Below are 26406 nucleotides of genomic sequence, written 5' to 3' on the forward strand. Positions count from 1 at the left end.
TTTTCATCGCTCAGACCGTATAATCCCGATCTTTCCGGCTTGTAAGAAAAACTACACCCCGCTGTAGGCTTACACGAAGTCATCCGCACAGGCCTGCCGAGTCGGGCCGTCATACAGGTGCCCCCATGGATTTCAACCCGCTCGACCTTATCCTGCATCTCGATGTGTATCTCGATTTGCTGGTGAACAACTATGGGCCATGGATCTACGCCATCCTGTTTATGGTGATCTTCTGTGAAACCGGGCTCGTGGTGATGCCGTTCCTGCCGGGTGACTCGCTGCTGTTCATCGCTGGCGCGGTGGCGGCCGGCGGCGGCATGGATCCGGTGCTGCTCGGTGGCCTGCTGATGCTGGCGGCGATCATGGGCGACAGTACCAACTACGTGATAGGACGCACGGCCGGGGAGAAGCTGTTCAGCAACCCGAACTCGAAAATCTTCCGTCGCGATTACCTGCAAAAAACCCACGACTTCTACGACAAGCACGGCGGCAAGACCGTGACCATGGCGCGCTTCCTGCCGATCATCCGCACCTTCGCGCCGTTCGTCGCGGGCGTGGCGCGGATGCCGTACCCGCGTTTCTTCGGCTTCAGCGTGCTCGGCACCATCCTCTGGGTCGGCGGTCTGGTCACTCTGGGTTACTTCTTCGGCAACGTGCCGTTCATCAAGAAAAACCTCTCGCTGCTGGTGGTGGCAATCATTCTGCTGTCGCTGGTGCCGATGATCATCGGCGTGGTGCGCAGCCGGTTCGGCGGCACCAAAGTGCAATCGCACTGATCCGATGTGGTCACTGAGCGCCTGGCGACGCCGGCGCCTCCTGGCCAGGCACCCGATTGCCGACGACCTGTGGCAACGGGTGCGCCATCAACTCTCCTTCCTCGATGGCATCAGCGCTGCTGAAGACCAGTGGTTGCGCGAAGCCTGCGTGCTGTTTCTCGACGACAAACACCTGACCGCCCTGCCCGGTGTCGAACTGCATCAGGAGCAACGCCTGCTGCTCGCCGCGCAAGCACAGTTGCCGCTGATGCATCTCGGTGATCTCAACTGGTACCAGGGTTTCCACGAGATCGTGCTGTACCCGGACGACTTCCTCAGCCCGCAACGCCATCGCGATGCCAGCGGCGTCGAGCATGAGTGGGACGGTGAACACAGCGGTGAAGCCTGGCAGCAGGGGCCGGTGATTCTCGCCTGGCCCGGCGTACAGGCCAGCGGTGGCTGGGAAGGCTACAACCTGGTGATCCACGAGCTGGCGCACAAGCTCGATATGCTCAACGGCGACGCCAACGGCCTGCCGCCACTGCACACCGACATGCGCGTCAGCGACTGGGCCAAAGTGATGCAGGCCGCTTACGACGACCTCAACCGCCAACTCGACCACGATCCCGACACCGAAACCGCCATCGATCCCTATGCCGCCGAGAACCCGGCGGAGTTCTTCGCCGTCACCAGCGAATACTTCTTCAGCGCCCCGGATCTGCTGCATGAGGCTTATCCACAGGTCTACTTGCAACTGCAGCTTTTCTACCGGCAGGATCCGTTGGGCAGACTGCGGCAACTTCAGGCCACAGACCCGGTCTATCAGGCGCACGACTGAGCTCTGCACGACTTCTGGTACGTGGCGTCGGCGTAGGAATGTGCCTATAATCGCCGCCACTTTTTGGTCAATCCGGCCAAGTGTTTTTGGTCAACTACGGGGGCAACGCCCAATGAGCTACAGCAAGATTCCGGCTGGCAAAGACCTGCCGAACGACATCTACGTCGCGATCGAGATCCCGGCCAACCACGCGCCGATCAAATACGAAATCGACAAAGACAGCGATTGCCTGTTCGTTGACCGTTTCATGGCCACCCCAATGTTCTACCCGGCCAACTACGGTTACATCCCGAACACCCTGGCTGACGACGGTGATCCCCTCGACGTGCTGGTCGTAACCCCTTACCCGGTTGCTCCAGGCTCGGTGATCCGCGCGCGTCCAGTCGGCATCCTGAACATGACCGACGACGGCGGCGGCGATGCCAAAGTCATCGCCGTGCCACATGACAAGCTGTCGCAGCTGTACGTCGACGTGAAGGAATACACCGACCTGCCACCCCTGCTGATCCAGCAGATCGAGCACTTCTTCGCGAACTACAAGGATCTCGAGAAGGGCAAGTGGGTCAAGATCGAAGGCTGGGCCGGCGCAGACGCCGCCCGCGAAGCGATCACCAAGTCGGTTGCCGCCTACAAGGGCTAAGCAATTGCGCCTTGCGTGACGCTTGAAAAAACCCCGGATTTCCGGGGTTTTTTGTTATTGGCGTCTGCATAATCGACTCGGTTGTTCAGGTCTATGTAACTCGAAATACACCTTGGTCGGCCCCCTCTCCCTCCGGGAGAGGGTTGGGGTGAGGGGCTCTTGAAAAAGCCCGACTAAACAAACCGTTTAAATTCCTACATGCAGTTTTAATCTGTTTAATTTCCCACAAGTACGTCTTACATCCCGTCGCAAAATACAGGCTTTTTTTGAACGCCCGGTTTATTCAAACCGCTCTAGTCCGGCCGTAGACTCCGTGTTTATGAGAAAGAACACTAGCGGTCCACGATTCAAGGCACTCCTGGAAGCAGCGAACATCAGCACCACGGATTTCGCAAGGTTCTGGGGCACGGAAGCCCAAAACGTTCATAACTGGTACACCCGGGGCGTCCCGGCGTATCGCATGGAAGAAGTCTCACGCCTGTTGTCGGTCAATAGTGAATGGCTGAAAACCGGGGAAGGCGTCAAGGAGGTCGCGCGCCTGCACCCACCCGCCAGCAATGGCGACACGTTCGATGCCCAGGCCATCTGCGGCGTCTACACCGTCATCAACCCCAGCGACATCGACCTGGCATTTTTCAAGGAAACCCCGATCGCCAACGGCGACGGTAAAACCCACGTCATCCTCGACCCCGACCAATCCCTGCGCCTGCCCCGCGCCCACCTCGATCAACTCGACATCCAGCACGCCAACGCCATCTGCGCGCACATGATCGGCAACAGCATGGCCGATCGCATCGAAGACGGCTCCATCGTCGCCATCGACCGCGGCCTGACCCAGGTCGTCGACGGCGAAATCTACGCCGTAGAGCACGACGGCATGCTGCGCATCAAATACCTGCACCGCATGCCCGGCAACGGCCTGCGCATGCGCAGCCACAACAGCGCCGAATACCCCGACGAGGTCTTCCGGCCAGCGCAGATCGAAGAGCAGCGGATTCATATTCTTGGCTGGGTGTTCTGGTGGTCGACACTGGGCAAGCGCCGGCCGGTGGTGCCGTTTCTGTGATTGTTTGCCAGAACCTGTGGGAGCGGGCTTGCCCGCGAAAAGGCCCTGACAACCGGTACAAATCCGGAGTTTGTAGCGCTTCAGTCGCTCTAAACCGCACTTGAGACTGGGAATCCAAAGCAAAACTCAGTATCCTGCGCCCCACATTCGCGCATCGACCCGCCCAGCGGCTCGGATGACGCCCGACGCGGCAGACCAACGTCTGACCAAGTCCCACAGCCGGACGCAGATCCGGATGTACGTTTTGAAGGCTGGCGCGGTTTACCAAAAATAAACCAAGCCAGTCCCCGAGAAGCCGGCCACAAGCCGGCTTTTTAATGCCTGCAACAAACCATATCCATTGCTGAAATTGCATTCCAGCTTGTATAGCGCCCAATGCACTGGTTACCGTCCCGCCAAATATCGCAGGAAACACCAAATGCCCAAAACCTCATTCCCCATTGAGGACGCGCTGAAGCGCGCCGCCGAACGAGGCGAGCCGCCTGCAGAAGATAAGTTGGCCAGTGAAGAAGATGACGAACTTGCCGCCATCGTTCACGAGCGCCTCGCCGCTCCTCAGCGAATGCAGGTCAGTCTGGCTGATCTGTAAGCTGTTCGAGCGCCCAGCTACAGTTGCTGAATTTGTCCAACAACCCGTTGGACAAATTCCCCTCACGGATAACTGAACGACTTCACCAGCGTCAATTCCCCCGCCGTCCGCATCGGCACTACAAACGTCTCCATCTTCTCGCTCGGCGTGCCTTCTTCAGTAATCACCGTCACCTGCGCGGTCGTCAGCGCCTGCACCGCTGCATCTCCACCTTCGTCATCCGCGCGATACCCGCCGCCGTAATAATTCACATACACCAGATACTGCCCCTTGATCGGCGCGGGCATGGCGGCGATTTCCGGGCCGTAGCCGGTGGTGACGTCGACGTCGAGGGCGGCGCCGTTGGCGGCGCTGCGGTTGCCGTACCAGATGTGGGCGCCGTCGGGGGTTATCAGATGGAGATCGAGGTCGGTGCCGTCGCTGTCCCAGGCCAGCAACACGCGCAGTTTGGCCGGGGTGGCGCCGCCGCGGGCGTTGAGGAATTGCGTGCGGTGGCGTTGCTGGCCGTCGGCGCTGCGGACTTCGACGCTGTTGCTGCCATTGGGGAAGGAGAACGGGCGATCGAAGCCGCCGGCGGGGTCGATTTTCAGCGGCATGCTGACGCCGTTGACGATCAGGCGCCCGGGTTCATTGTTTTTCGGCACGGCTTTGATCTGGCCGCTGATTCTCGCGGTATTGGCCTGGCCAAGCGGTGTGTTGACCGACGAGGCCGGGTAGTTGACGGTCTGGCGAAAGCTCTCGCCCTCGCCTTGCGGTGCGCCGCTGCGCCAGCCGCCGACCGGGGTGTCGAGTTTGACGCCATCGGCGGCGTGAGCCTGCGGCAGTACGTTGAGGGCACAGAGCAGCAGCAAGACCTGTGGATAACGGAGTGTCATGGTCTATTCCAGCAAAAGGTGATGGGCGAGCCCTTCGATGTAGGTTTCATCCTGGCCGTTGGGGTGTGCTTCGAAGGCCAGGTGCAGATATTCGTGGGTCAGATCGAGGCGATCCTGCAGGCTCAGCACGCCGCGCACGTATATGCGCTGGCGTTCGCGGTCGACGAAGGGCCGGCCGAAGGCAAGTTTGCATACGGCGAAAGTGCTGACTTCGTTGTAGCCGGTTTCGCTTTCGAGCCTCGGACGCCAGCCGCGTCGCTGCTTTTGCAGCCAGTCTTGCGCGGCGGGTAATGCTTCGCAGGAGGCGACCGGGTTGTCCCAGCGGCTGAGGCTGGCGCGTGGATAGGCGTGCAGCAGAATCGCGTCGTAGCGCTGGCCGGCGTTCGCTTGCTCGACGGCTTGCTGCCAGGCGAGTTTGTCCGGGCCGGGCTGGTCGGAGTGATAGGTGACGGTGCTGCCGGCCAGTACCAGATCCGCCGTCCACGCCGCGATGTTGCGTGACTCGGCCGAGGCTGGACGCGGGGCGACGCGCTGGCGATTGCTGCTGTCGTCGATGCTCAGGCAATCGCCGTTGCGTGTGGCGTTTTGCAGCAGATAAGTGCGGATCGCTACGGCTAGCGCCTTGGCGGCTTCGGCGGGTTGCGGTTTGGCTTCGCGCTCAAGAACGCGGGCGACATATTCTTCGCGATCAAGCCTTGCGACGAGTTTGTCGTTGAGCAGAAACAATTCGCCGTCGCTGTGGATGTCCAGCGTGTTGCCGTTGGCGAATTCGACGCGATAGTCGCCGCGCAATGGCCCGGACGTGGCAACACGATCGCCGGCCAGAACTTTCGAAACCGGGTATTTCGAGAACAGCCCGACTTCCACACAACGCCCTGCGTCCGCTGGCCACGCCGTCGGCAACACGCTGGCCAGCGCCTGAGCGTAGTGCCGCAGAACCATTTGACTGGTACCGCGTCCACCCGCCCAGATCGGTGTGCCGTCGGCGGTCCAACCGGCGAATCCACCTTGCCGCGATTGTGCATCCTGGTCGCCGAGCCAACTCCAGGTTTTCACCCGCAGGCGCCCGCCCAACTCGCCGACGACATTGCCGTCCGCCGCGTTCAGCACGACATCGAGCAGCACGCGGCGCGTCTGATCCTGCGCTGGCAGCAATGCCAGAACGCTCAATAACTCGGCAACCGAAACCCTTGTTGCCGGTTGCACGGCTGGCAAATCCAGCAACCACGACGGTGCCTGCCGCGCCTGCCAATACGCTCGCCAATCCGTCTCTGCAATGCCCAACCGCGCGGGGTCGAAATACAGACCGCAGGATTTCACCAGTGCCTGATCCCGCTCGATCTTGCCGCCCGCCGAGCAGCAATAAACTTCTTCTTTGGACTGCCCGCGACATTCATAAGCCGGCTCCCGCGCACCGGTATCCACCAGCCAGGCGTAGACGAACAACTTCCACAGACTGCCCAGCGGCGCATCCAGCGACGCTGGCAACGGTTCGCGCTTCATCAGTTGCGTCTGATTCAACGACAACAACTCGCCCTGATAGGCCACGCGCAACGGCTCGTCCTGCGCTGTCGCCAGCGCAGGCATCATCCACATCAGCAGCCACAACAGCGGCCGGCGCATGTCAGTTGACCGTGACCTGACCGAGGGCAGCTTTAGCCTCCTGGGCCTGATGCTGCGGCGCATACACCTGCTTGAAGCGTACCGGCGGCAGGTTGAACTGGCCCTTCTGCGAGAAGCGCACCAGATGGCGCAGGCGCAATTCGCCACTCAGCGCATCAACCGGCACCGCGTAAGCCAACTGACCCGGTTCGAAGCGCGCCTTCTCCAGCGCGGTCGGTTCGGTGCCGTCCTTGCCCTGCAATTTGATGCCCCACGTGGTGCGCTCGACATCTGCGCCCGGTGGCAGCGGCACTTCGAGCATGCCGTAGCGCAGCGGTTTCGGCGCTTTGCTGGTGAGGATCACCTCGTCCAGGTACAGGTTGTCGCTGGACAACGGTTTAGTACCGACCGGCTCGAGTTTGAAGGTAAACGCTTCGTCGCCCGGCACCAGTCGCGACAGGCGCCGAGTGACGCTCACGGCGATCGGATCGACCTGCGGCTGTTGAGTCTGGAAGCTCAGCGCCGCACGCAACGGCCGCTCTTGAGTGCCGGACACGCTCAGTACGTTCGGCAACGGCGTCGCGCCTTGCCATGTCCAGTACATCTCGCCGCTGGCGCCGTAGTTTTTCTTCCAGCCCTCACCCGGCATCAGCGCGATGGTCGGCGAGGCCTGAGCGATGCTGCGTTGCAGCCAAGTCAGCGCCAGTGCACGTTCCAGTGTCGTTTGCTGCGGCAACAGACGTTGCAACAACGCCGTCGCGCGAGCCTGATCGAACGGTTGCAGCGACAGGTTCAGTGCTTCAACGAAGGGCTGCGAGCTGACGGCCAGACGTTGTTGCGCTACGCCCAGTTGCCGATTGAACGCCTCCGGCAAAGCAACTTTCGCCTGCGTGGCCAACGATGCAGTGAGTACCCGCGCCGTCGCCAGACCAAGTGCCGAATCCGGGTCGTTCATCACCAGACTGTCCTGGCCGTCGTCGAGCAAGGTTTCGGCAGCGCCTTCACCGGCCTTGGCCAGATCGTCGATCAAACCGCTGAGCAGCGTGTTCACTGGCAGCTGCATCTGTTTGGCGAACGACAGAATCAGCGCCCTTTGCAGCAATGGCGTGTTCGGCGCTTGCTTGGCATAAACCTCCAGCACTCGCTGCCAGTGCTCCGGCGGCAGGGTCAGCTCGAGTACGCGGCTGGCATTCCAGTCGGCGTAATAGGCATAGGCGGTGAGAAATGCATCCGGCTCGCCGTCGTAGCCCCACCAGGTGAAACTCGCCGACGGCCCGGCCATTTGCACCAGACGCAGGCGGCTGTTCTGCATGATCAGGCGCAAGCGATCGCGAATCTGCGGGTTCGACGCCAGCGATGGATAAGCGATGCTCAGCGGCAGCAAGCGACTGGCCGTCTGCTCGACGCCGCCGTACGGGTAGCCGAGCAGATCATCGAGGGCGGAACGGAACAGCGCTTGCGGACTGTCATCCAGACGCAGGCGGATATCCGTGGCATCCGCCGGCAAACTCAAGGGTGTGTCGCCGCTGACCACATCGAGACTTTGCGTTTGCGTGACTTGCCAGCCTTCACCGGTGGCACTCAAGCGCACAGCCAGGGCATCGGCGACTTTGCCGTCCTGCACCAACTCCGCCGTCCACTCGCCAGAGGCCAAAGCGAACGCCGGCAGTGGCAGGTAATTGATGCCGCTGTTCAGGGTCACCGGCAGACGTTGTTCGGTACCGGCATAGTGAGTCACCAGTTCCGCCTTGACCGGTTTCTCTGCCTGACTGAAAGCGAACACACCCAGCTGCGGCTGATCGCCCTTGCGGAATTTGCTCGGCCCGCTCCACTTCAGGTAAAGCGGTTTTTCCGAACGGACAAACTGCTTCTTCTGCCCGACCTGACCGTCATCGGCAATCGCTCGAGCGGTGATGCGCCAGCGGGTCAGCGAGTCCGGCATCTTGAAGGTGAAGCGGGTTTTGCCGTCGGCGCCGGTCAACAGCTCCGGCTGCCACGCAGCGGTGTCGACGTCTTCACGGCGCGGACGCTCAAGCACCTTCACGCCGCGTTCGCTGCGATTGGCTTTACCCGGGGCGCCGGGGCTACCCGGCAATGCCACGTCGTAGCTGATGAACGACAGGCTGGCACTGGTGCGCACGTTGTTGCGCCGTGGGTGGTAGAAGAACTGGTCAATGCTCGGCGCGACTTCCGGTTGCAGCGCGTAGACCATTTCGTCGACCACGCTGACCGTCAAGTGTGCCGGAACCGCTTTGCCGGCGAACTGCGTGGTGAGGTCGACCGTGACCGTATCGCCCGGCAGGTACACCGCTTTGTCGGTGCTGATCGCCACGTCGATTTGCGGCGCGACCACTTTGATCCCGGCGTTCTGAAAGCTGTACTGACCGCCCTTGGTGTAGAGCACGGAGAAGGTCAGGTTCGGCGCGAAGCTGTCTTTCACCGCAATGCGCGCGCGGTATTGGGTGTCGCTGAGTTTTTCCAGTTTCAGCCAGTCGCCGCCCTTGGCCAGCAGCGCAGTGGCCTCGACCTTGTCGCGCTCCAGCGACAGCAGTGCGTCGCTGACCGGCTCAGGGAAGGTGATCAGCGCCAGCGCTTCTTCGCCCGCCTTGTACTCGGGCTTGTCGAGGACGATTTCCACTGTGCCCGGCACCGCTTTCACACCGTCGCCGGTGACCGAGTGGCCGGTGGCGCCGAGGACGCGACCGTGTTGATCCTTCAGCGTCAGGTTGTAGGTGCCCGGACGTTCGAAGGCGAGGCTGAAGCCTTTGTCCGTTGCGGCGAGTTTGCCTTCGCCGGTGCTCTGATCTTCCAGGCGCACCCAGGCGTAGCTGCTCGGCGTTACGGCTTTGCTTTGTTCGGTGCCGCCCTCGTTGGCGTAGCTGAAGGCAACCTTGTCACCGACTGCACTGAAACGCTGCGGCGCACTCAAGCGAAAACTCGCCGCGCCACGGTCGATGAGGATTTCCTTGGTGGTCTTGACCCGATACGCCGCGCCATCGCTGGCGAACACGGTGAGCATGTAGCGGCTCGGTTTTTCCGCCGCTGGCAGATCCAGTGTCGCGTTGCCTTTGCTGTCGGTAGTCAGTTCGGTGCTGGTCAATTCCACCGGGAATTGCCCGAGGTATTGCAGCTCGTTGTCGACCATCGACAGTTGCTGGGCGCGCAGGCTCAGGCTCAATTTGGCGTTGGCCACCGGTTTGCCGTCCGGATAGAGCAGCACCAGATTGCCTTTCACCGGCTCACCGGTGCGGTAATCCTGCTTGGCCAGATTCAGCGAGATTTCGAAGTGCGGCTTGATGTATTCGGCGACGCGGAAAGCACTGCTGTAGGCCTGATCCTTGTAGTTGAAACGGATCTCGTAACCACCGGCCACGGCGTTATCCGGCAACTGGAAGCGACCCTGGGTACCTGCTTTCGAATCAAGCTTCAGATTGAGGGTTTGCAGTTCGGTCCCCGTGGCATCGAGCACGCTGACACTGACATCCGCCGCACCCGGCAGCACCGAATCACGGGCATTCTTGAACTCGCGCCCGACGATTTTCAGCGACACCCAATCGCCCGGGCGATACAGCGGCCGATCGGTGAAGGCATACAGTTTGGTGTCGTAGATTTCGCTGTCGTAGTAGAAGTTTTCCGAGACGAATACGCCGCCCTCTTCGTCCTCGCCGATGACGAACGAACGCTCCGGGCTGACGTGTTTCAGACGCAGCAGACCGTCGGCATCGGTAGCACCGCTGCTCATCACGCCGAGGCCATCGGTCCACAGCACATTGACCTTCGGCACCGAGCTGCCTTCGTGTTTGCGCGCGGCCCAGACCAGCAATTCATCACCGGCAATCTTGCTCACCGCGACGGTGTTGGAGACGAAAACCATGGTGGTCGCGCGGTACTTGCCGATCAGCGCTTCGACCAGATACAGCCCCGGCTTCAGGTTGCCCAGCGGGATGTACACGTTGCCCGGTGCGACGCTGACAAAGTCGCTGGACGAGCCGGCCAGATTGACCCCGGCCGGCGGCTGAATCGGCTTGGCCTGCCACAGTGGATAACGGAACTGGCTGACCACCGGAAGACCCGGGATCAGGGCAAATTGCGGCTGCGCCTCGTACGGCGTCGGCGCGGCCATGGCCTCGCCCATTTTCAGTTCCGGCACTTCTTCGGTGACCTGCTTGCGCGATTCGTAAGAGAACGCACGCTGCATCACCCGCCGGGATTTGCGATACCAGTTGTCCCATAGATACGCGAGAGTGTTGGACAAACCTTCGCCCTTGAACTGGCCGTCACTGACGACGCGGTGCACGTTCTTCTGGCGCTTGAGGAAATCCAGCGGCTTGTCGATGCGATATACGCGAATGTCGGCGCCGCCGTACGGCTCCATGCGAAAGCGCCGGTAGTCACGACCCGGGGCTTCGAGGCGGACCATCGCCGGCTCGTCGCTGGCAAAACTGCTGTCGGCGAGCAGGAAGAAACTCTCACCGGCCACCGGCGTGTAATTGCTCGGCTCCACCGAGTCTTCGGCGTTGACCCAGGTAAACGGCAGCAACAACGCTAACAGCAAAGAAATTCGCGAACAGATACGCAACATGCGGGCACCGGTCATTGGGAGAGAAAGTTCAGTCGATAGACGCCGATGAAGTTGGGGTTGGCTGCGTCGGGTATCCATCGGGTGTCCTTCCATGTCATGAGTTGCTGCAGGCTTGCCGAACGCATGCCGTTGTCAGTTGGGGTGGTGGTGCCGGTGTGATAGGCGATGTAGCGGCCCATCCAGATCATCAGGTGCTGATCGTCGCCCTGATCGAAAAACATCAGGTCACCGGGCCGCGCCTGCGCCACATCGCGGCCGACCAGGTGGCTGTTGAACTGAATCAGTTTGATCGCGTTGACGTACGGCCCGACCTTGCCGCCGCCCTGCTGCCACTGTTGCGCGAGCTTGCGTTGCTCGTTGCTCAGCGTCAGTTCCGGCGGCAGGTAGCGATTGGACAGACCATTGCTGCGCAGCCATTTGTCGTCGTGGACTTTCAGCGCTTCGTTGGCGGCAAAGCGCACCAGGCCGGCGCAGTCCTGCTGATACCAGCGCGGGCTTGGGCCTTGGCTCAATTGCTCTTGAGCAATACGCACAAACCAGGCGCGAAACACTTGTGATTGCGCCGGATCGAGTGCCGGCGCCTCAACTGCGCGGGCACCTGCGCTCAGCAACAGCGCGAGCAGGCCAAGGCTGCGGATCAGTGCGCTCACAGCGCTTTCCATTCCAGTGGCAGCCATTGCCAGTGGCCGTCAGGCTCGCTGCCTTCGGGCAGGGTCAGGGCATATTTGCCGTAGCCGCCAAGGGTGCGCAGTTTTGGTATCAGGTAGGTTTGTGCGGCGTTGTAGAACACCGGCTCCATGTCCTGCGGCAGGCTGTCGAGGGTTTCGCGCTGCATCAGTTGCGCCATCGCGTCCGGGCCGAGGTAGATCGGCATCAGTACGTCTTTTGGTAAAACGTCGGCCATCGGCGGGAAACGCTTGTCGAGGGTGCCGAGGGCTTTGTCGACGAGTTTGTCGTCGAGGGAAAACAGCAGCGTCGAGCCGTGACGGGCGAGGCTGACTTTCATGAACGCCTTGCCGGAAATCGCCTCCGGGTTTTCGGCGGTCTTCGCCGCGTACGGCCCGAAACTGGAACTGACCTGACGCTGCCAGACGTGGCTCTGGCCTTCCTGCTTGTCGATCACCGGGAATACGCTTTCGGCGACGTTGGCTTCGAACGCGCCGACCATCGAACCGAACAACTTGCCCAGATCACCGTCAAGCTTGCTGCTGTCTTCGTCTTTGAGGCTGGCGACCAGCAACGGCGTGTACAACCGCGAATCGGCGTACCAGCACAGGCCGGCCGCGCCGGCGACATGTTCGGTGAGGGTCTGCGCCACCGCTTCTTCGGCGCCGAGTTTGATCAATATCGGCTTCTGCGGTTCGGCCGCCACTGGCAGGGTCACGCAAGCGCTCGCCCCCAGCGGCATCGCTTGCCAGACCGGTTTGAAATCGAAGTCCGGCTGGTTTTCCAGTTCATCCATGGCCAGATAGCTGTGCCAGCCCTTGTCGTCCATGTCGAAACGCAGTCCGGCGAAATTCGGGATGAAGCGCTGATAGCCCATGGCGAGCACGCTGGAATTGACCGACAGACGCTGCTTGGTTTCCGGGCTTTTCGCCGGCAAGCCGAACGCTTCGGGGAAAAGTTTTTCACCGTTGAGCAACGCCGCCAGCGCTTGCGCGGAGACGCGACCCGATTCTTCCGAGACGCCGCTTTCCGGGTCGTAGTACTTGGCTGGATTGGACAGCACCACCAGTTTGTCGCCGCGCGACGCAAACAGCAGCGATTTGCTGGCGTTGTAGCTGAGTTGATACAGCGGCACTTCGTCGCTGCCGACTTTGAGAGTGCCGAAGATGCTGAGCTGGGTGTCATCCAGCGCCACTTTCGCCAATGGCTCGAGCAGCTTGGCCAACCCGCCGCGATCCATCACCAGCAGGAAATCCTTCAAACGACCATCGGCGCCACGCCACAGCGCAACATCGGCCGGTTGATCGAAAAGCTGCTCGATCAGGCTGTCCTGCAACTTCAGGTCATGCTCGTAGATGATCCGCCGCAGGCTGCCGATCAGGCCGAGGCGATCGGCGTGGGTTTCGTAATAGAAGACGAAATCCTCGGTGAGCGTGGCCTTGAGAAACGGCACCGTCAGCAGGTCCTTGGGCAACTGGCTCAGCGAACGAGTTTCGAGCAAGGCGTCCGGACGACCGAGGCCGAGCCTGTCACTGGCAAGTGCCGCCGGCGGCGCTTTGGGCTTGAGCAGCAGCCAGCCGAAACCGCCCGCCACACCGGCCACCAGGCACAGGCCGAGCACGACCAGCGGCCAGCGCCGCGAAGGTTTGGCCGCCGGTGTCGCGGCAGCTGGAGTCACAGTGTTATCGCTCATGTTCACAACATCCGAGTTCATCCGTGGCGGGATGCTTAATAGTTGAAAGTCTTGACCAGCAACAGATCACCGATCGCCCGCAGGGGCACGATGAAGGTTTCGCGTTTTTCGTCGACGGTGTTTTCGTTGAGCACCAGGGTGATCTGCGAGGTGATCACCTCGTTCTGATTACTGGTTTCCTCGAAGTTATAGCCACCATCGCCGTAGTTGCCCCAATAGTTGACGTAGACCAGATACGTGCCGTGCAGCGGCGCGGTCATGGTGAACATTTCCGGGCCGGGGCCGTCGACACCATCCGGGTCGAGGCCGCCGCCATTGCTCAGCGCCGGCCGTGCCCAAAAGGCATGCTGACCGTCGGGGGTGACAATATGCAGATCCAGCTCGGCTTTCGGGTCGTCCCATCCCAAGACAAGACGAATCTGCGCCGGCGTGCGCAGATTATTTGCTTCATAAAATTGCACGCGCTTGAGCGACTGGCCCTCGGCGCTGATCACTTCGACGCTGTTGGAACCGGCGCCAAATGCGTAGGGCCGGGCAAAACGTCCCTGATCATCGGTGTACAGATTCAATGGATTGCCGTTGACGGCGAGGCTGTGCGGCGGACGCATGTGGCCGAGGGCTTTGAGCTGGCCCTGGATCATCGTGCGATTGCGCTGAATGCCGCGATCGATCGGCGGCGTCGGGTAGGCGACCTGCGAATTTTCCGAGCGATCGAGCAGGCCGTGATAACGCCAGCCGCCGACCGGCTCGGACAATTGCGCAGCCGGCGCGGCCCACAGCACAGGCGCGCAGGCGAAGCCGATCAGCAGCAAAAGAAATGAACGCATGTGACGCCTCCTGCCATGCCTTGAACGAAACCTTGCACCCGATCCTCGGTACTTCACAGCGGTGAACTGCGTTTCGTCTGAATGCCCCGCAACTGTCGGGGCCGTAGAAGCCGCGAAGATTAGCGATTTGGCAGTTTTTTAACAATCGGATACATGTGTGATTGCTGTAGGAATCTCGCTTTCGAGAGGGCGTGAGCCGAATAGCGAAGTTATTCGGCTCACAAAATGAGCCGAATAAGCCTCAGCCCCGAAACTTCACATTAACTTTGTGACGAGGGGATTTATCCCAGCTCGGCTGCGCAGCAGTCGTAAAACCGGCGACTTCGATTTTCCTGAGAGTATCGGTTGTCTGGTTTTAGGGTTGCTACGCAACCCAGCGGGGATAAATCCCCTCGCCACGGGGTCATGTGCGCGGCTTTGGGTGGGGCGCCTCATTTGCCCATACCCCCCCTATCTGCTAGTGTCGCGCCGGTTTAACGTCTACCGGAAGTTGCCGCCATGGCCCGCAAAAAAGCTGCACTGGATTTCGAACAATCCCTCGCCGACCTGCAAACACTGGTCGAGCGTCTGGAGAACGGTGAATTGTCGCTGGAAGACTCGCTGACCGCTTTCGAGCAGGGCATCGGCCTGACCCGTGACTGCCAGGCGGCGCTGGCCCAGGCCGAGCAAAAAGTGCAGGTGCTGCTGGAGCGCGATGGCGAGCTCGCCGAGGAACCCTTCGACGCGGATGAGCCAGAATGATCGCGGCGTATTCGGCGAGCAGTCAGGCCCGGGTCAACGCGGCGCTGGAAACGCTGTTCAACGCGCCGCTGCCGGAACTGGCGCGGCTCTACGAAGCGATGCGCTACAGCGTGATGAACGGCGGCAAGCGCGTGCGCCCGTTGCTGGCTTACGCGGCGTGCGAAGCCCTCGGCGCAAAGGCTGAACAGGCCAGTGGCGCGGCCTGTGCGGTCGAGTTGATCCACGCCTACTCGCTGGTGCATGACGATTTGCCGGCGATGGACGACGACGATCTGCGTCGCGGCCAGCCGACGACCCACAAGAAATTCGACGAAGCCTGCGCGATCCTCGCCGGTGACGGCTTGCAGAGCCTGGCCTTCAGCGCCCTGCTCGACCCGCGCCTGAGCGATTGCAGCAGCGAAATCCGTCTGCAGATGGTCACGGCGCTGGCCCACGCAGCCGGTCCGGCGGGCATGGTCGGTGGCCAGGCCATCGACCTCGGCTCGGTCGGTCTCAAGCTCGATCAAACGGCCCTCGAGCAGATGCACCGACACAAGACCGGCGCGCTGATTGAAGTCAGCGTCAAGCTTGGTGCCCTGGCCAGCGGCCGCGCCCAGCCTGATCAGCTGCAGGCATTGCAGACTTATGCACAGGCCATCGGCCTGGCCTTTCAGGTGCAGGACGACATCCTCGACGTGGAAAGCGATACCGCGACCCTCGGCAAACGTCAGGGCGCCGACATTGCCCGGGACAAACCGACCTACCCGGCCCTGCTCGGCCTCGACGCTGCCAAGGCCTACGCTCTGGAACTGCGCGATCAGGCCCTGCAGGCGCTGCGACCGTTTGACGCGGCCGCCGAGCCGCTGCGCGAGCTGGCGCGGTATATCGTCGAGCGGCGCAACTGACGGCGTATCGGCCAAAAAAGACCAACGCGTGGGCAGGGGCCGATGCATCAGGTAAACTGCCGCATCTTTTATACCTATAACGATTCGCCTGATGCCCACGACGTTTCATGAGATTCCCCGCAAGCGCCCGACCACGCCCCTGCTCGACCGCGCGAACACGCCGGACGGCCTGCGCCGGTTAGGCGAAGCCGAGCTGGAAACCCTGGCCGATGAGTTGCGCCTGGAATTGCTCTACACGGTCGGCCAGACCGGTGGGCATTTCGGTGCCGGCCTGGGCGTGATCGAGCTGACCATCGCGCTGCATTACGTCTTCGACACCCCGGACGACCGTCTGCTGTGGGACGTCGGGCATCAGGCGTATCCGCACAAGATCCTCACCGGTCGCCGCGAGCGCATGGCCAGCCTGCGTCAGAAGGACGGCATTGCCGCATTCCCGCGCCGCTCCGAGAGCGAGTACGACACCTTTGGCGTCGGCCACTCCAGCACCTCGATCAGCGCTGCGCTGGGCATGGCCATTGCTGCCCGCCTGCAGGACAGCGATCGCAAGGCCATTGCCGTGATCGGCGACGGCGCGCTGACCGCCGGCATGGCCTTCGAGGCGCTCAACCATGCGCCGGAAGTGAACGCCAACATGCTGGTGATTCTCAACGACAACGATATGTCGATCTCGCGCAACGTCGGCGGGCTGTCGAATTATCTGGCGAAGATCCTTTCCAGCCGCACCTACGCAAGCATGCGCGAGGGCAGCAAGAAAGTCCTTTCGCGCCTGCCCGGCGCCTGGGAAATCGCCCGTCGTACCGAAGAATATGCCAAAGGCATGCTGGTCCCCGGCACCCTGTTCGAAGAGCTGGGCTGGAATTACATCGGCCCGATCGACGGCCACGATCTGCCAACCTTGATCGCCACCCTGCGCAACATGCGCGATCTCAAAGGCCCGCAGTTCCTGCACATCGTCACCAAAAAAGGCAAAGGCTTCGCCCCGGCGGAAGTTGACCCGATCGGCTACCACGCCATCACCAAACTCGAACCACTGGACGCCCCGGCCGCCGCGCCGAAAGCCGCCAGCGGGCCGAAGTATTCGGCGGTGTTCGGCGAGTGGCTGTGCGACATGGCGGCGGCTGACGCTCGCCTGGTCGGGATCACCCCGGCGATGAAGGAAGGCTCGGATCTTGTGGCGTTCAGCGAGCGCTTCCCCGAGCGTTATTTCGACGTGGCGATTGCCGAGCAGCACGCGGTCACTTTCGCCGCCGGCATGGCCTGCGAAGGCGCGAAACCGGTAGTGGCGATCTACTCGACATTCCTGCAACGCGGTTACGACCAATTGGTACACGACGTCGCCGTGCAGAACCTCGACGTGCTGTTCGCCATTGACCGCGCTGGCCTGGTCGGCGAAGACGGCCCGACCCACGCTGGCAGCTATGACCTGTCCTACCTGCGCTGCATCCCGGGCATGGTCATCATGACCCCGAGCGATGAAAACGAATTGCGCAAAATGCTCACCACCGGCCACCTCTACAACGGCCCGGCGGCAGTGCGTTACCCGCGTGGCAGCGGGCCGAATGCAGTCATTGAAAAAGATCTCGAAGCGATCGAAATCGGCAAGGGCATCGTCCGTCGTCAGGGCAGCAAGGTCGCCATGCTGGTGTTCGGCGTGCAACTGAGCGAAGCCTTGAAAGTCGCCGAGAAGCTCGACGCCACCGTGGTCGACATGCGTTTCGTCAAACCGCTGGATGAAGCGCTGGTGCGCGAGATCGCCGGCAACCACGAGTTGCTGGTGACTATCGAAGAGAACGCAATCATGGGCGGCGCCGGTGGCGCGGTCAGCGAATTCCTCGCCCGCGAGAACATCCTCAAGTCGATGCTGCATCTGGGCTTGCCGGACATTTACGTCGAGCATGCGAAACCGGCCCAGATGCTTGCCGAGTGCGGGCTGGATGAGGCTGGGATCGAAGCGTCGATTCGCCAGCGGCTGGCATTGCTCAACAGCTGACGCAATCCCTTGTAGGAGCTGCCGAAGGCTGCGATCTTTTGATCTTGCTCTTCGGCAGCTCCGGAACCTTTAAAAAGCAAAATCAAAAGATCGCAGCCTTCGGCAGCTCCTACATGGTTTTGCAAAGACCATAGATTGCCATGAACCTCTCCCGCCTCGCCCTGCCCTTCCTCCTGCTGCCAACCGCAAGCGCTGTCGCCGACACCTTCGAGCGCGATCAGGCGCTGAAGCTGCCGGACACGCTGATCAGCGCCAATCGTCAGGTCGAGGCGCGCAACGACAGCAGCGCCGCCAACACCGTGTTCACCCGCGAAGACATTGATCGCCTGCAACCAAGCGACGTGCCCGATCTGCTGCGTCGCGTGCCCGGCGTGCAAGTGGCGCAGACTGGCGGGCGCGGCAGTCTGCCGGGGATCTACATTCGCGGCACGCAATCGGCGCAGAGCCTGGTGCTGGTCGATGGCCAGCGCATCGGCAATTCGACTTCCGGCGACAGCAATCTGCAACATCTGAACATCGAGCAGATCGAGCGCGTCGAAGTGCTGCGTGGTTCACGCTCGGTGATTTACGGCAGCGACGCGATTGGCGGGGTGATCCAGATCTTCACCCGACGCGGCACTGGGCAAGGCTTGCAGCCACGCCTGCATCTGGGCTTCGGCAGTCAGCAGACATGGGAGCGCAGCCTCGGCTTGTCCGGCGGCGACGAGAAAACCCGCTTCAACCTCGGCGCCAGTCTCGACGAAACGGCCGGGATCGACCGTACCCATGAGTCGTATCCAAGCGACAGCGACCATGACGCCTACCGCAACAAATCCCTCAGCCTGAGCCTCAGCCACGCGCTGAACGAGGACATCGAAATCGGCGCCAATCTGCTGGATAACCGTGGCAGGAGCGAATTCGACAATCCGTTCGGCCGCTTCGACATGGACACGTTTGAGTCGGTGCAACAGCAGCCGTACAGCGACTTCAATATCAGTAGCGTGAGCAGTTACGTCGATGCGCGGGTCAACGAAACCTGGAAAACCCGCATCGAATTCGGCCACAGCGAAAACCGCGAAAAGACCTTCGACAAGCTCAGCGACGAGCGCACGGTGTTCAACACCTATCGCGACTCGATGAACTGGCAGAACGACCTGACGCTGGACGCGCGCAACAGCCTGATTCTGGGCGGCGACTGGTACGAAGACCGGGTCAACAGCAGCACTGCGTTTGACGAGGACAGCCGCTGGAATCGCGCCGCGTTCATCCAGCATCGCTATCAGGCCGACAGCTTCTCCACCGAGATCGGCGTGCGCCACGACGACAACCAGCAGTTCGGCAGCCAGAACACTTGGAGCGACACTTTCACCCTGCCGCTCAATCCGGATAACGACGTGCTGCTGAGCTACAGCGAAGGTTTCCGCGCGCCGACCTTCAACGACCTGTACTACCCGGATTTCAGCAATCCCGACCTGAAACCGGAAACCTCAAAAAGCTACGAACTGCAATGGCGCAGCCAATTGAGCGACAGCGCGCGGCTGGAGGCCTCGATTTACCGCACCGATCTGCAAGACGCGATCATCTTCGGTAGCAACTCACGCCCGCAGAACGTTGCGTCAGCGCGCATCAACGGTTTTGAAGCAGCGCTGAAGCAGGAGCTGTTTGGCTGGCAGAGCAATCTCGGCGTGGCGATCATTGACCCGCGAGATCGCGATACCGGGCATACGCTGGCCCGACGGGCGCGGCGCACGGCCAGTTGGGATCTGGATCGGCAGTTTGATCGCTTGGGTGTGGGCGCCAGTTGGCAATTGGTCAGTGGCAGTTACGACGACTTGAACAACACCCAGTCGCTGGGCGGCTACGGCACGCTCGGGCTGCGCAGCAGTTGGGCGCTTACTCGTGAGATCAAGCTGGATCTGAAGGTGGATAACCTGCTGGACAAGGGTTACAGCCGGGCGAACTACAGCTATGACGGCGCGCAGTATGGCTATCGCGAAGAAGGTCGGGCGTGGATGTTCGGGGTGACCTGGACCCCTGAACTCTGAGCTGAGATTTTTTTGGCGGGCTGGCCTCTTCGCGAGCAGGCTCGCTCCCACAGTTGACGGAGTGCGGCCACACCTTTTGTTTTCACCGCAAGTCCAGTGTGGGAGCGAGCCTGCTCGCGAATACAGGCGATACGATCTACCGATCCGGCGCGATCAATTGGCAAAGCTTGGCAGTCGCGCTGATCATCTGCCCGCTCGGTCGCTCAAGGCCTTTGTCAGTGACCAATAGCAGTCTCCCCTGCCTGACTGCTGCCACCTGCGGCCAGGTCTTCCACGCCCCTAGCTGGACCTGATCACCGGCGACAATAACCTCGGGATCACGCTGCAATACCGCCTCGATACTCACTTGTGGTGCCGGCAGATTCAGCTCGGCGAAAATATTGCGCGCGCCGCACACCTCAAGCGCATCGCTGATGATCTGCCCGCCACCGACGGTGTACAGCGGCTTGTCCCAGACCTGATAAAACACCCGCAGCGGCACATCACGACGATAACGCTGGCGCAGATCATTCAGCTGCTCGCGCAATTTGGCCGCTCGTTTCGCCCCACGCTCAGGGCGCCCGAGCTGTTCGGCAATGGCTTCGATCTGCGTCGCCAGTTGCGTCAACGTGTGCGGCTCGGCGACGAAGGTTGGAATGTTCAGACGTTTGAGCTGATCACGCTGCCCGGCGCCGACGCTGCCGGGCCAGAGCAGCAGCAAATCCGGTTTCAGGCTGAGCAAGCGCTCCATGTCGAGCTGACCGTAGCGCCCCACAGACGCAACATCGGCAATTGCCGGCGGCCGCTCGCCCGCATCCAGCACGCCGACCAACAGGTCGGCAGAGTCCAGTTCAATGACGATTTCGGAAAGCGACGGCGCGAGGCTGACCACCCGCAATGCGGCCGGCACCTGACTGCTCAGGGCGAGCAGCAGAACCGCCAGCCACAGGCGAGGCATCAACCGAGTTGACGCGGAATACGGTAGAGGTAGAACAGCACGGCGGTGGACAGCGCCAGCAGCATCAACGGCACGGCTTCGAGGCCGACGAACACCGCCAGTGCGCCAATCCAGGCCGGCAAGGACGCTACTAGCAACGCCGTACGCCGACGCGCCGCAAGGGCAATCCAGGCGGCGGGTTCTTCGGCGGTATCGAGGGCTTTTTGCGTGGCGATCAGGGCGTGTTTGTAGCGGGCGAAATACTTCAGGCTGACAAACATCGAGGCGACGCCGGCGATGAACAACGGCATTGCCAGCACTGGCAACAGGCCCTGGCCTTCACCGAACAGCGCGTTGAGCACGAACAGCGGCAACAGCGCCAGCGCCAGGTATTGCCACCAGGCCACCGCCAACCGCCGCCGCACCTGGCCGCGGGTCACGCGCGGTCGGCCTCGCCCTGATGCTCGTTGCCCATCATGTGGTCGAGCTTGCTGGCCTTGGTGGCCAGGTAGAGTTTGTTGTGCGGATTGTGGCCGGTGTGCAGCGGCACGCGTTCGGCGACGACGATGCCCATGTCCGTCAGCGCTTTGACCTTGCGCGGGTTGTTGGTCATCAGACGCAGGGATTTCACGCCCAAGTGTTCGAGCATCGGCAGGCACATGGCGTAGTCGCGCTGATCGGCAGCAAAGCCCAGACGCTCGTTGGCTTCCACGGTGTCGGCGCCGCCGTCCTGCAATTCGTAGGCGCGAATCTTGTTCAGCAGACCGATGCCACGCCCTTCCTGACGCAGATACAGCAGCACGCCCCGGCCTTCGCGGGCGATCGCCTGCAACGCGGCTTCCAGTTGCGAGCCGCAGTCGCAACGCTGGCTGAACAAGGCATCGCCGGTCAGGCATTCGGAATGCAGGCGACCGAGTACCGGGGCGCCATCGGCAATTTCACCGAGGCTCAGCACGACGTGCTCACGCCCGGTGCTCTCATCGAGAAAGCCGTGCATGGTGAATTGCGCAAAAGGCGTTGGCAGCTTGGAAGCGGCGACGAAGACGACAGGCACCGATGTGCTCCTGATCTAGAAGACTGAAAATTCGCAGGCGGGCATTGTAACAGCAGGTTCCTGTAGACGCTTAGGCTGAATTATCGGGCATAAACATCAAAAAGTTTGATGACAGCTGCCGCCAGCACCGCCGGTCCCTGTAGGAGCTGTCGAGTGCAACGAGGCTGCGATCTTTTGATCTGGCTTGATATCAAGATCAAAAGATCGCAGCGTGCCACAGCTCCTACAGAGATTTGAGTCGGCTTCAGTTCGGGTTGAACGGATACGGCTGCTGCCACTTTTCGAAGACCGGCTTCAACTCTCCGCTCTTGACCAGTTCCACCATGCGCCGGTCATACAGCGCCATTAAGGCGCGAGCCTGTGGGGTATCGGCGAAACCGAGAAACAGCGGCAACTCAGCCAGATGCGAATAGCGGTACTGCGCGGGATCCGCGGCATCGCGCACGACCGCTTCAATTTCGGTCAGCGCATCGATGTAGTAATCCGCCCGCCCCTGCTTGAGCATCAGCAGAATGCCGGTGCGCCTTTCGATCTGGTTGAAGCGCTGGATGTTCGGCAAGTAGTTTTCGTAACGGTAGCCGCGCACCCAGGCCAAACGGTATCTGCCCAGGGTCGCCAGGGTCGGCGGCGGGCTGCTGGCCAGGCCCAGCGCGTAGATGTGATCGGAATCGAACTTCCACTGCGGGTACAGCACCTGCGTGGCTTCGTCGCGGTAGGAGCCGACCAGCGCGTCGACTTCCTTCAACTGCACCAGCCCGATCGAACGGGTGTACGGCACCGTGCGGATATCCAGCTTGACCCCGGCCGGCTCGAACACTTTGCGCAACACGTCCCACGCCAGACCATGGCCATCGGCGGCGGTGTAATCCTCCCAGTCTTCGCTGGCCAGGTGGATGACCGCAGGCACAGGCGCGGCGGCCTGCGCGTGGGCGAACGTGCCCAGCAGAGCCAGAAGCAGCAGCGCCAACCCGCGTCGCAGCATTGCGTGGTTCCTCACGTGAGTCGAATCAGGCGAATACCCATACCAGCCCTTGCATCGCCAGCCAGGCGAACACACCGGCCAGCACGTCGTCGAGCATGATGCCGACGCCGCCATGCACATGCTTGTCGATCCAGCGGATCGGCCACGGCTTGAGAATATCGAAGAAGCGGAACACCAGAAAACCCGCAAGCAACCAGTACCAGCCTTCCGGCACCAGCCACAGGGTGATCCACATGCCGACCATTTCATCCCAGACGATGCCTTCGTGGTCGTGAACGCGCAAATCGTCAGCGACTTTGCCGCACAGCCAGAAGCCGAACAGCATGGTGATGCCGAGCATCAGCCAGTAGCCCCAGTCGGGCAGCATCTGCCACAGCGGAATGAACGGCAGCGCCACCAGCGAGCCCCACGTGCCCGGGGCTTTTGGCAACGTGCCGGAGCCGAAGCCGAACGCGAGGAAATGCCACGGATTGCGCCAGACCGAAGGAGGCACGAATTCGGCAGGAACCTGTTTCGGGTGATCTGTCACGGTGTCTCCTGAAAATGTTGGTAGCCGCGAATCTGCGGAGTGATGTCGCGTCGGTCGCGGTCCAGCAGCACCACGCCCTGGCCCGGCAGCACTCGCCCGATCACATGGATCGGCCAGCCGTCGGCCAGCAGTGCCGGCAACTCGGCGGACGGCAAGGTGAAGGCCAGTATGTAGTCATCACCACCGCTCAATGCCGCGCGCTCGGCACCGCGCTGGCCGAGAAACGCGACTAAAGCATCCGACAACGGTACACGCTCGCGTTCAATCTCAAGTCGCACCTTCGACGCCAGCGCGATATGCCCGCAATCGGCGAGCAGGCCGTCGGAGATGTCCAGTGCCGCCGTGGCCTTGCCGCGCAGGGCCTGACCGAGCGCCAGTTGCGGTTGTGGCGACCAGTAATGCTCGAGCAGCGGCTGGGCGATATGCGCTTCGGCATCACGTTGAGCCAATACCAGCGGCAAGGCGCCGGCCGCATTGCCCAGTTCGCCGCCGACGCAGAGCAGATCACCGGCCTGCGCACCGCTGCGGGTCAAGGCCTGGCCAGCGGGTACACGGCCGAACACGGTGACCGTCAGGCTCAACGGCCCGCGCGTGGTGTCACCGCCGACCAGGGCCACGCCGCAGCTTTGCGCCATGCGGTTCAAACCAAGGGCATAGGCTTGCAGCCAATCGGCGGTTACCGTCGGTAAGGTCAGGGCAAGGGTGAAGGCAACGGGCGCGGCGCCCATGGCGGCCAGGTCACTGACCGCGACGGCCAGCGAGCGCTGACCGAGCAGAAACGGATCGCAGGGGTCGGCGAAATGCACACCGGCCACCAGCGTATCGGTGGAAACCGCCAGCTGTTCCCCAACGGGAACTGCCAGCAAGGCGCAGTCGTCGCCGATCCCCAGAGCAACGCCTTCGCCGCCCTGCGCACAAGGCGCGGCGGCGAAGAAATTGCGGATCAGCTCAAACTCGCCCATGGCCGAGAAAAAGTATTCAAGCGCCGATCAGCGCTTGAACGCCTTCACTTCAGCTTCACGCAGGCGCGGGGCCAGCTTGTCGAGCACACCGTTGACGAACTTGTGGCCGTCGGTCGAACCGAACACCTTGGCCAGTTCGATACCTTCGTTGATCACAACGCGGTAAGGCACGTCGACGCGCTTGAGCAGTTCCCAGGTCGACAGGCGCAGAACCGCCAGTTCAACCGGGTCGAGCTCTTCGATCGCCAGATCCAGGCAAGGCGTCAGGGCAGTGTCGATTTCGGTCTTGAACTGCGGAACCCCGTGAAGGATTTCACGGAAGTAGGCGCCGTCGACATCGGTGAAATCGTTATCAACGCGAAACTGCGCTTCGATCTCGTTCAGCGATTGCCGGGCCATGTGCCACTGGTACAGCGCCTGGGTCGCGAGCTGACGGGCTTCGCGACGCTTGGCGCTCTTCGACGGCTTGCCGGCATCCGCAGGTTTCGGATCGCGCGGGTTGAAACGATCGCTTTCGTCGCTAATCACTTGGCCTCCAACTGTGCCAGCAGGCTGACCATTTCCAGAGCGGACAGGGCAGCTTCGGCACCTTTGTTACCGGCCTTGGTGCCGGAACGTTCGATGGCTTGCTCGATGGAATCGACGGTCAGCACGCCGAACGCGACCGGTACGCCGAACTCCATGGAGACCTGGGCCAGGCCTTTGGTGCACTCGCCAGCCACGTATTCGAAGTGCGGAGTACCGCCACGAATGACCGCGCCGAGGGCGATGATCGCTGCGAACTCGCCTTTCTGGGCGACTTTCTGCGCAACCAGCGGGATTTCGAAGGCGCCCGGTGCGCGGATGATGGTGATGTCGCTTTCGCTCACGCCGTGGCGAACCAGGGCATCAACGGCACCGCTGACCAGGCTTTCAACCACGAAGCTGTTGAAGCGGCCCACTACCAGAGCGTAGCGGCCTTTGGGGGCGATGAAGGTACCTTCGATGGTCTTCAGGGTCATTCGTCAGTTCTCTTAAAGAGCCGGGACGCGTCTGCTACGCGCCCCTCAGTGATTATTTGCCGCGAATCGGAGTCCGGAAACAGCCGGTCATTATTCGGAGGGCACGTATTCTACAACTTCCAGATCGAAACCGGATATCGCATTGAACTTCATTGGTGCCGACATCAAGCGCATTTTGCGCACGCCGAGGTCACGCAGGATCTGCGAACCGGCACCGACAATGCTGTAAGTGGTCGGTTTTTTCGGCGCTGCCTGCTCACCGGTTTCACGGATATGCGCCAGCAGCACGTCACCATCAAGCGGGTGACCGAGCAGCAGCACCACACCGCTGCCGGCCTCGGCGACCGCAGCCATGGCGGCGCGCAGGCTCCAGCGGCCCGGTTGCTTGACCATCAGCAGATCGCGCAGCGGATCCATGTTGTGCACGCGAACCAGCGTCGGCTCCTCAGCGCAGACAGTGCCCAGCGTCAGGGCCATGTGCACGTCGCCTTCCACCGAATCACGATAAGTCACCAGGTTGAATTGGCCCAGTTCGCTGTCCAGCGGCTGCTCGGCAATCCGCTGAACGGTACGTTCGTGGATCATCCGGTAGTGGATCAGGTCGGCGATGGTGCCGATCTTGATGTTGTGTTCGGCGGCAAATGCTTCGAGTTCAGCGCGACGGGACATGGTGCCGTCGTCGTTCATCACTTCGCAGATCACCCCGCTCGGCTCGAAACCGGCCATGCGCGCCAGGTCGCAAGCGGCTTCGGTGTGGCCGGCGCGAGCTAGGGTGCCGCCGGCCTGGGCCATCAGCGGGAAAATGTGACCCGGGCTGACGATGTCTTCAGCCTTGGCGTCTTTGGCGGCTGCCGCTTGCACAGTGCGCGCGCGATCGGCGGCGGAGATGCCGGTGGTCACGCCTTCGGCAGCTTCGATCGAAACGGTGAACTTGGTGCCGAAACCGGAACCGTTGCGTGGCGCCATCAGCGGCAGCTTCAACAGTTCGCAGCGCTCGCGGCTCATCGGCATGCAGATGAGGCCACGGGCGTGCTTGGCCATGAAGTTGATGTGTTCGGCCTGGCAGCATTCGGCGGCCATGATCAGGTCGCCTTCGTTCTCGCGGTCTTCGTCATCCATGAGGATGACCATCTTGCCTTGGCGGATGTCTTCAACCAGTTCTTCGATGCTATTGAGCGCCACAAGGCACC

The 26406-nt window shown here is 61.7% G+C and carries 24 protein-coding genes; 9 read left to right on the forward strand and 15 right to left on the reverse strand.

Features of this window, described 5'->3' with window-relative positions:
- Nucleotides 1–125 precede the first annotated feature (125 nt).
- The 5 genes from AB4N85_RS18310 to AB4N85_RS18330 all read left to right on the forward strand — a co-directional run bounded on the left by AB4N85_RS18310 (nucleotide 126) and on the right by AB4N85_RS18330 (nucleotide 3888).
- Nucleotides 126–776: a DedA family protein gene (locus tag AB4N85_RS18310; protein ID WP_095181915.1), complete on the forward strand. Its 651-nt coding sequence runs from the start codon at nucleotides 126–128 to the stop codon at nucleotides 774–776.
- Nucleotides 777–780: 4 nt separating this feature from the next.
- On the forward strand, nucleotides 781–1593 hold the full coding sequence (locus AB4N85_RS18315) for a M90 family metallopeptidase (protein WP_252886859.1): 813 nt from the start codon (nucleotides 781–783) through the stop codon (nucleotides 1591–1593).
- Nucleotides 1594–1705: 112 nt separating this feature from the next.
- Entirely contained in the window at nucleotides 1706–2233 is a 528-nt protein-coding gene (gene ppa / locus AB4N85_RS18320) for an inorganic diphosphatase (protein WP_003205933.1), read from the forward strand.
- 319 nt (nucleotides 2234–2552) lie between these two features.
- Nucleotides 2553–3299: a S24 family peptidase gene (locus AB4N85_RS18325; RefSeq protein ID WP_041477707.1), complete on the forward strand. Its 747-nt coding sequence runs from the start codon at nucleotides 2553–2555 to the stop codon at nucleotides 3297–3299.
- 418 nt (nucleotides 3300–3717) lie between these two features.
- On the forward strand, nucleotides 3718–3888 hold the full coding sequence (locus AB4N85_RS18330) for a hypothetical protein (protein ID WP_016772997.1): 171 nt from the start codon (nucleotides 3718–3720) through the stop codon (nucleotides 3886–3888).
- A 62-nt stretch (nucleotides 3889–3950) separates the two neighbouring features.
- On the opposite strand, the gene AB4N85_RS18335 is transcribed toward AB4N85_RS18330, so the two are convergent.
- From AB4N85_RS18335 to AB4N85_RS18360, 6 genes are read right to left on the reverse strand one after another with little or no spacing between them, the layout of a single operon-like run.
- Complete coding sequence (locus AB4N85_RS18335) at nucleotides 3951–4763, reverse strand: YfaP family protein (RefSeq protein WP_460065371.1); 813 nt, start codon at nucleotides 4761–4763, stop codon at nucleotides 3951–3953.
- 3 nt (nucleotides 4764–4766) lie between these two features.
- Nucleotides 4767–6386: a DUF2300 domain-containing protein gene (locus AB4N85_RS18340; protein ID WP_460065374.1), complete on the reverse strand. Its 1620-nt coding sequence runs from the start codon at nucleotides 6384–6386 to the stop codon at nucleotides 4767–4769.
- A 1-nt stretch (nucleotide 6387) separates the two neighbouring features.
- Nucleotides 6388–10962 (reverse strand): alpha-2-macroglobulin family protein, encoded by a 4575-nt coding sequence (locus tag AB4N85_RS18345; RefSeq protein WP_460065377.1) that lies wholly within the window; start codon nucleotides 10960–10962, stop codon nucleotides 6388–6390.
- Nucleotides 10959–11609 carry a DUF1175 domain-containing protein gene (locus AB4N85_RS18350; protein WP_095181920.1) on the reverse strand — a complete coding sequence of 217 codons (651 nt, stop codon included), beginning with the start codon at nucleotides 11607–11609 and terminating at the stop codon, nucleotides 10959–10961. The genes AB4N85_RS18345 and AB4N85_RS18350 overlap by 4 nt, the downstream gene beginning before the upstream one ends.
- A complete protein-coding gene (locus tag AB4N85_RS18355) occupies nucleotides 11594–13306 on the reverse strand; it encodes a DUF2138 domain-containing protein (protein ID WP_460065380.1) in 1713 nt (570 codons plus the stop codon). The genes AB4N85_RS18350 and AB4N85_RS18355 overlap by 16 nt, the downstream gene beginning before the upstream one ends.
- A 35-nt stretch (nucleotides 13307–13341) precedes the next feature.
- Nucleotides 13342–14133 carry a YfaP family protein gene (locus AB4N85_RS18360; RefSeq protein ID WP_252878968.1) on the reverse strand — a complete coding sequence of 264 codons (792 nt, stop codon included), beginning with the start codon at nucleotides 14131–14133 and terminating at the stop codon, nucleotides 13342–13344.
- Nucleotides 14134–14631: 498 nt separating this feature from the next.
- On the opposite strand from AB4N85_RS18360, the gene AB4N85_RS18365 reads away from it, so the two are divergent.
- From AB4N85_RS18365 to AB4N85_RS18380, 4 genes are all read left to right on the forward strand, one after another.
- Entirely contained in the window at nucleotides 14632–14874 is a 243-nt protein-coding gene (locus tag AB4N85_RS18365) for an exodeoxyribonuclease VII small subunit (protein WP_016772991.1), read from the forward strand.
- Complete coding sequence (ispA, locus tag AB4N85_RS18370) at nucleotides 14871–15758, forward strand: (2E,6E)-farnesyl diphosphate synthase (RefSeq protein WP_150742327.1); 888 nt, start codon at nucleotides 14871–14873, stop codon at nucleotides 15756–15758. Before AB4N85_RS18365 ends, ispA begins: the two co-directional genes overlap by 4 nt.
- A gap of 91 nt (nucleotides 15759–15849) precedes the next feature.
- Nucleotides 15850–17748, forward strand: a complete 1899-nt coding sequence (dxs, locus tag AB4N85_RS18375) for a 1-deoxy-D-xylulose-5-phosphate synthase (protein WP_460065385.1) — start codon at nucleotides 15850–15852, stop codon at nucleotides 17746–17748.
- Between the two features lie 140 nt (nucleotides 17749–17888).
- The gene (locus AB4N85_RS18380) at nucleotides 17889–19772 is read left to right on the forward strand and encodes a TonB-dependent receptor domain-containing protein (protein WP_460065388.1); all 1884 of its coding nucleotides are present in this window, start codon (nucleotides 17889–17891) and stop codon (nucleotides 19770–19772) included.
- Between the two features lie 136 nt (nucleotides 19773–19908).
- On the opposite strand, the gene AB4N85_RS18385 is transcribed toward AB4N85_RS18380, so the two are convergent.
- The 9 genes from AB4N85_RS18385 to ribBA all read right to left on the reverse strand — a co-directional run bounded on the left by AB4N85_RS18385 (nucleotide 19909) and on the right by ribBA (nucleotide 26398).
- The gene (locus AB4N85_RS18385; protein ID WP_460065390.1) at nucleotides 19909–20709 is read right to left on the reverse strand and encodes a cobalamin-binding protein; all 801 of its coding nucleotides are present in this window, start codon (nucleotides 20707–20709) and stop codon (nucleotides 19909–19911) included.
- Nucleotides 20709–21128, reverse strand: a complete 420-nt coding sequence (locus AB4N85_RS18390) for a hypothetical protein (RefSeq protein WP_041477693.1) — start codon at nucleotides 21126–21128, stop codon at nucleotides 20709–20711. Before AB4N85_RS18390 ends, AB4N85_RS18385 begins: the two co-directional genes overlap by 1 nt.
- Nucleotides 21125–21742: a GTP cyclohydrolase II gene (gene ribA, locus AB4N85_RS18395; RefSeq protein ID WP_041477692.1), complete on the reverse strand. Its 618-nt coding sequence runs from the start codon at nucleotides 21740–21742 to the stop codon at nucleotides 21125–21127. Before ribA ends, AB4N85_RS18390 begins: the two co-directional genes overlap by 4 nt.
- A 244-nt stretch (nucleotides 21743–21986) precedes the next feature.
- The gene (locus AB4N85_RS18400) at nucleotides 21987–22724 is read right to left on the reverse strand and encodes a substrate-binding periplasmic protein (RefSeq protein ID WP_353188145.1); all 738 of its coding nucleotides are present in this window, start codon (nucleotides 22722–22724) and stop codon (nucleotides 21987–21989) included.
- Nucleotides 22725–22749: 25 nt separating this feature from the next.
- Nucleotides 22750–23253 (reverse strand): phosphatidylglycerophosphatase A family protein, encoded by a 504-nt coding sequence (locus AB4N85_RS18405; protein ID WP_039761886.1) that lies wholly within the window; start codon nucleotides 23251–23253, stop codon nucleotides 22750–22752.
- Nucleotides 23250–24215, reverse strand: coding sequence for a thiamine-phosphate kinase (gene thiL / locus AB4N85_RS18410; protein WP_256810207.1), 966 nt, complete (start codon nucleotides 24213–24215; stop codon nucleotides 23250–23252). Before thiL ends, AB4N85_RS18405 begins: the two co-directional genes overlap by 4 nt.
- Nucleotides 24216–24242: 27 nt before the next feature.
- Nucleotides 24243–24743, reverse strand: a complete 501-nt coding sequence (gene nusB, locus AB4N85_RS18415) for a transcription antitermination factor NusB (RefSeq protein WP_024014489.1) — start codon at nucleotides 24741–24743, stop codon at nucleotides 24243–24245.
- The gene (gene ribH, locus AB4N85_RS18420) at nucleotides 24740–25216 is read right to left on the reverse strand and encodes a 6,7-dimethyl-8-ribityllumazine synthase (RefSeq protein WP_003228649.1); all 477 of its coding nucleotides are present in this window, start codon (nucleotides 25214–25216) and stop codon (nucleotides 24740–24742) included. The genes nusB and ribH overlap by 4 nt, the downstream gene beginning before the upstream one ends.
- A 90-nt stretch (nucleotides 25217–25306) precedes the next feature.
- On the reverse strand, nucleotides 25307–26398 hold the full coding sequence (ribBA, locus tag AB4N85_RS18425) for a bifunctional 3,4-dihydroxy-2-butanone-4-phosphate synthase/GTP cyclohydrolase II (RefSeq protein WP_039761895.1): 1092 nt from the start codon (nucleotides 26396–26398) through the stop codon (nucleotides 25307–25309).
- Nucleotides 26399–26406 lie beyond the last annotated feature (8 nt).

The organism is Pseudomonas sp. H1_G08, assembly GCF_054681355.1.

Bases quoted from the DNA above. Each gene is read 5' to 3' on its own strand.
- AB4N85_RS18355 (WP_460065380.1), bottom strand. From the start codon at position 13,306: ATGAGCGATAACACTGTGACTCCAGCTGCCGCGACACCGGCGGCCAAA.
- AB4N85_RS18315 (WP_252886859.1), top strand. From the start codon at position 781: ATGTGGTCACTGAGCGCCTGGCGACGCCGGCGCCTCCTGGCCAGGCAC.
- AB4N85_RS18380 (WP_460065388.1), top strand. From the start codon at position 17,889: ATGAACCTCTCCCGCCTCGCCCTGCCCTTCCTCCTGCTGCCAACCGCA.
- ribH (WP_003228649.1), bottom strand. From the start codon at position 25,216: ATGACCCTGAAGACCATCGAAGGTACCTTCATCGCCCCCAAAGGCCGC.
- AB4N85_RS18350 (WP_095181920.1), bottom strand. From the start codon at position 11,609: ATGGAAAGCGCTGTGAGCGCACTGATCCGCAGCCTTGGCCTGCTCGCG.
- AB4N85_RS18400 (WP_353188145.1), bottom strand. From the start codon at position 22,724: ATGCTGCGACGCGGGTTGGCGCTGCTGCTTCTGGCTCTGCTGGGCACG.
- AB4N85_RS18340 (WP_460065374.1), bottom strand. From the start codon at position 6,386: ATGCGCCGGCCGCTGTTGTGGCTGCTGATGTGGATGATGCCTGCGCTG.
- ppa (WP_003205933.1), top strand. From the start codon at position 1,706: ATGAGCTACAGCAAGATTCCGGCTGGCAAAGACCTGCCGAACGACATC.
- AB4N85_RS18345 (WP_460065377.1), bottom strand. From the start codon at position 10,962: ATGACCGGTGCCCGCATGTTGCGTATCTGTTCGCGAATTTCTTTGCTG.
- AB4N85_RS18360 (WP_252878968.1), bottom strand. From the start codon at position 14,133: ATGCGTTCATTTCTTTTGCTGCTGATCGGCTTCGCCTGCGCGCCTGTG.
- dxs (WP_460065385.1), top strand. From the start codon at position 15,850: ATGCCCACGACGTTTCATGAGATTCCCCGCAAGCGCCCGACCACGCCC.
- AB4N85_RS18310 (WP_095181915.1), top strand. From the start codon at position 126: ATGGATTTCAACCCGCTCGACCTTATCCTGCATCTCGATGTGTATCTC.
- ispA (WP_150742327.1), top strand. From the start codon at position 14,871: ATGATCGCGGCGTATTCGGCGAGCAGTCAGGCCCGGGTCAACGCGGCG.
- AB4N85_RS18385 (WP_460065390.1), bottom strand. From the start codon at position 20,709: ATGCCTCGCCTGTGGCTGGCGGTTCTGCTGCTCGCCCTGAGCAGTCAG.
- AB4N85_RS18330 (WP_016772997.1), top strand. From the start codon at position 3,718: ATGCCCAAAACCTCATTCCCCATTGAGGACGCGCTGAAGCGCGCCGCC.
- AB4N85_RS18365 (WP_016772991.1), top strand. From the start codon at position 14,632: ATGGCCCGCAAAAAAGCTGCACTGGATTTCGAACAATCCCTCGCCGAC.
- AB4N85_RS18335 (WP_460065371.1), bottom strand. From the start codon at position 4,763: ATGACACTCCGTTATCCACAGGTCTTGCTGCTGCTCTGTGCCCTCAAC.
- AB4N85_RS18325 (WP_041477707.1), top strand. From the start codon at position 2,553: ATGAGAAAGAACACTAGCGGTCCACGATTCAAGGCACTCCTGGAAGCA.
- thiL (WP_256810207.1), bottom strand. From the start codon at position 24,215: ATGGGCGAGTTTGAGCTGATCCGCAATTTCTTCGCCGCCGCGCCTTGT.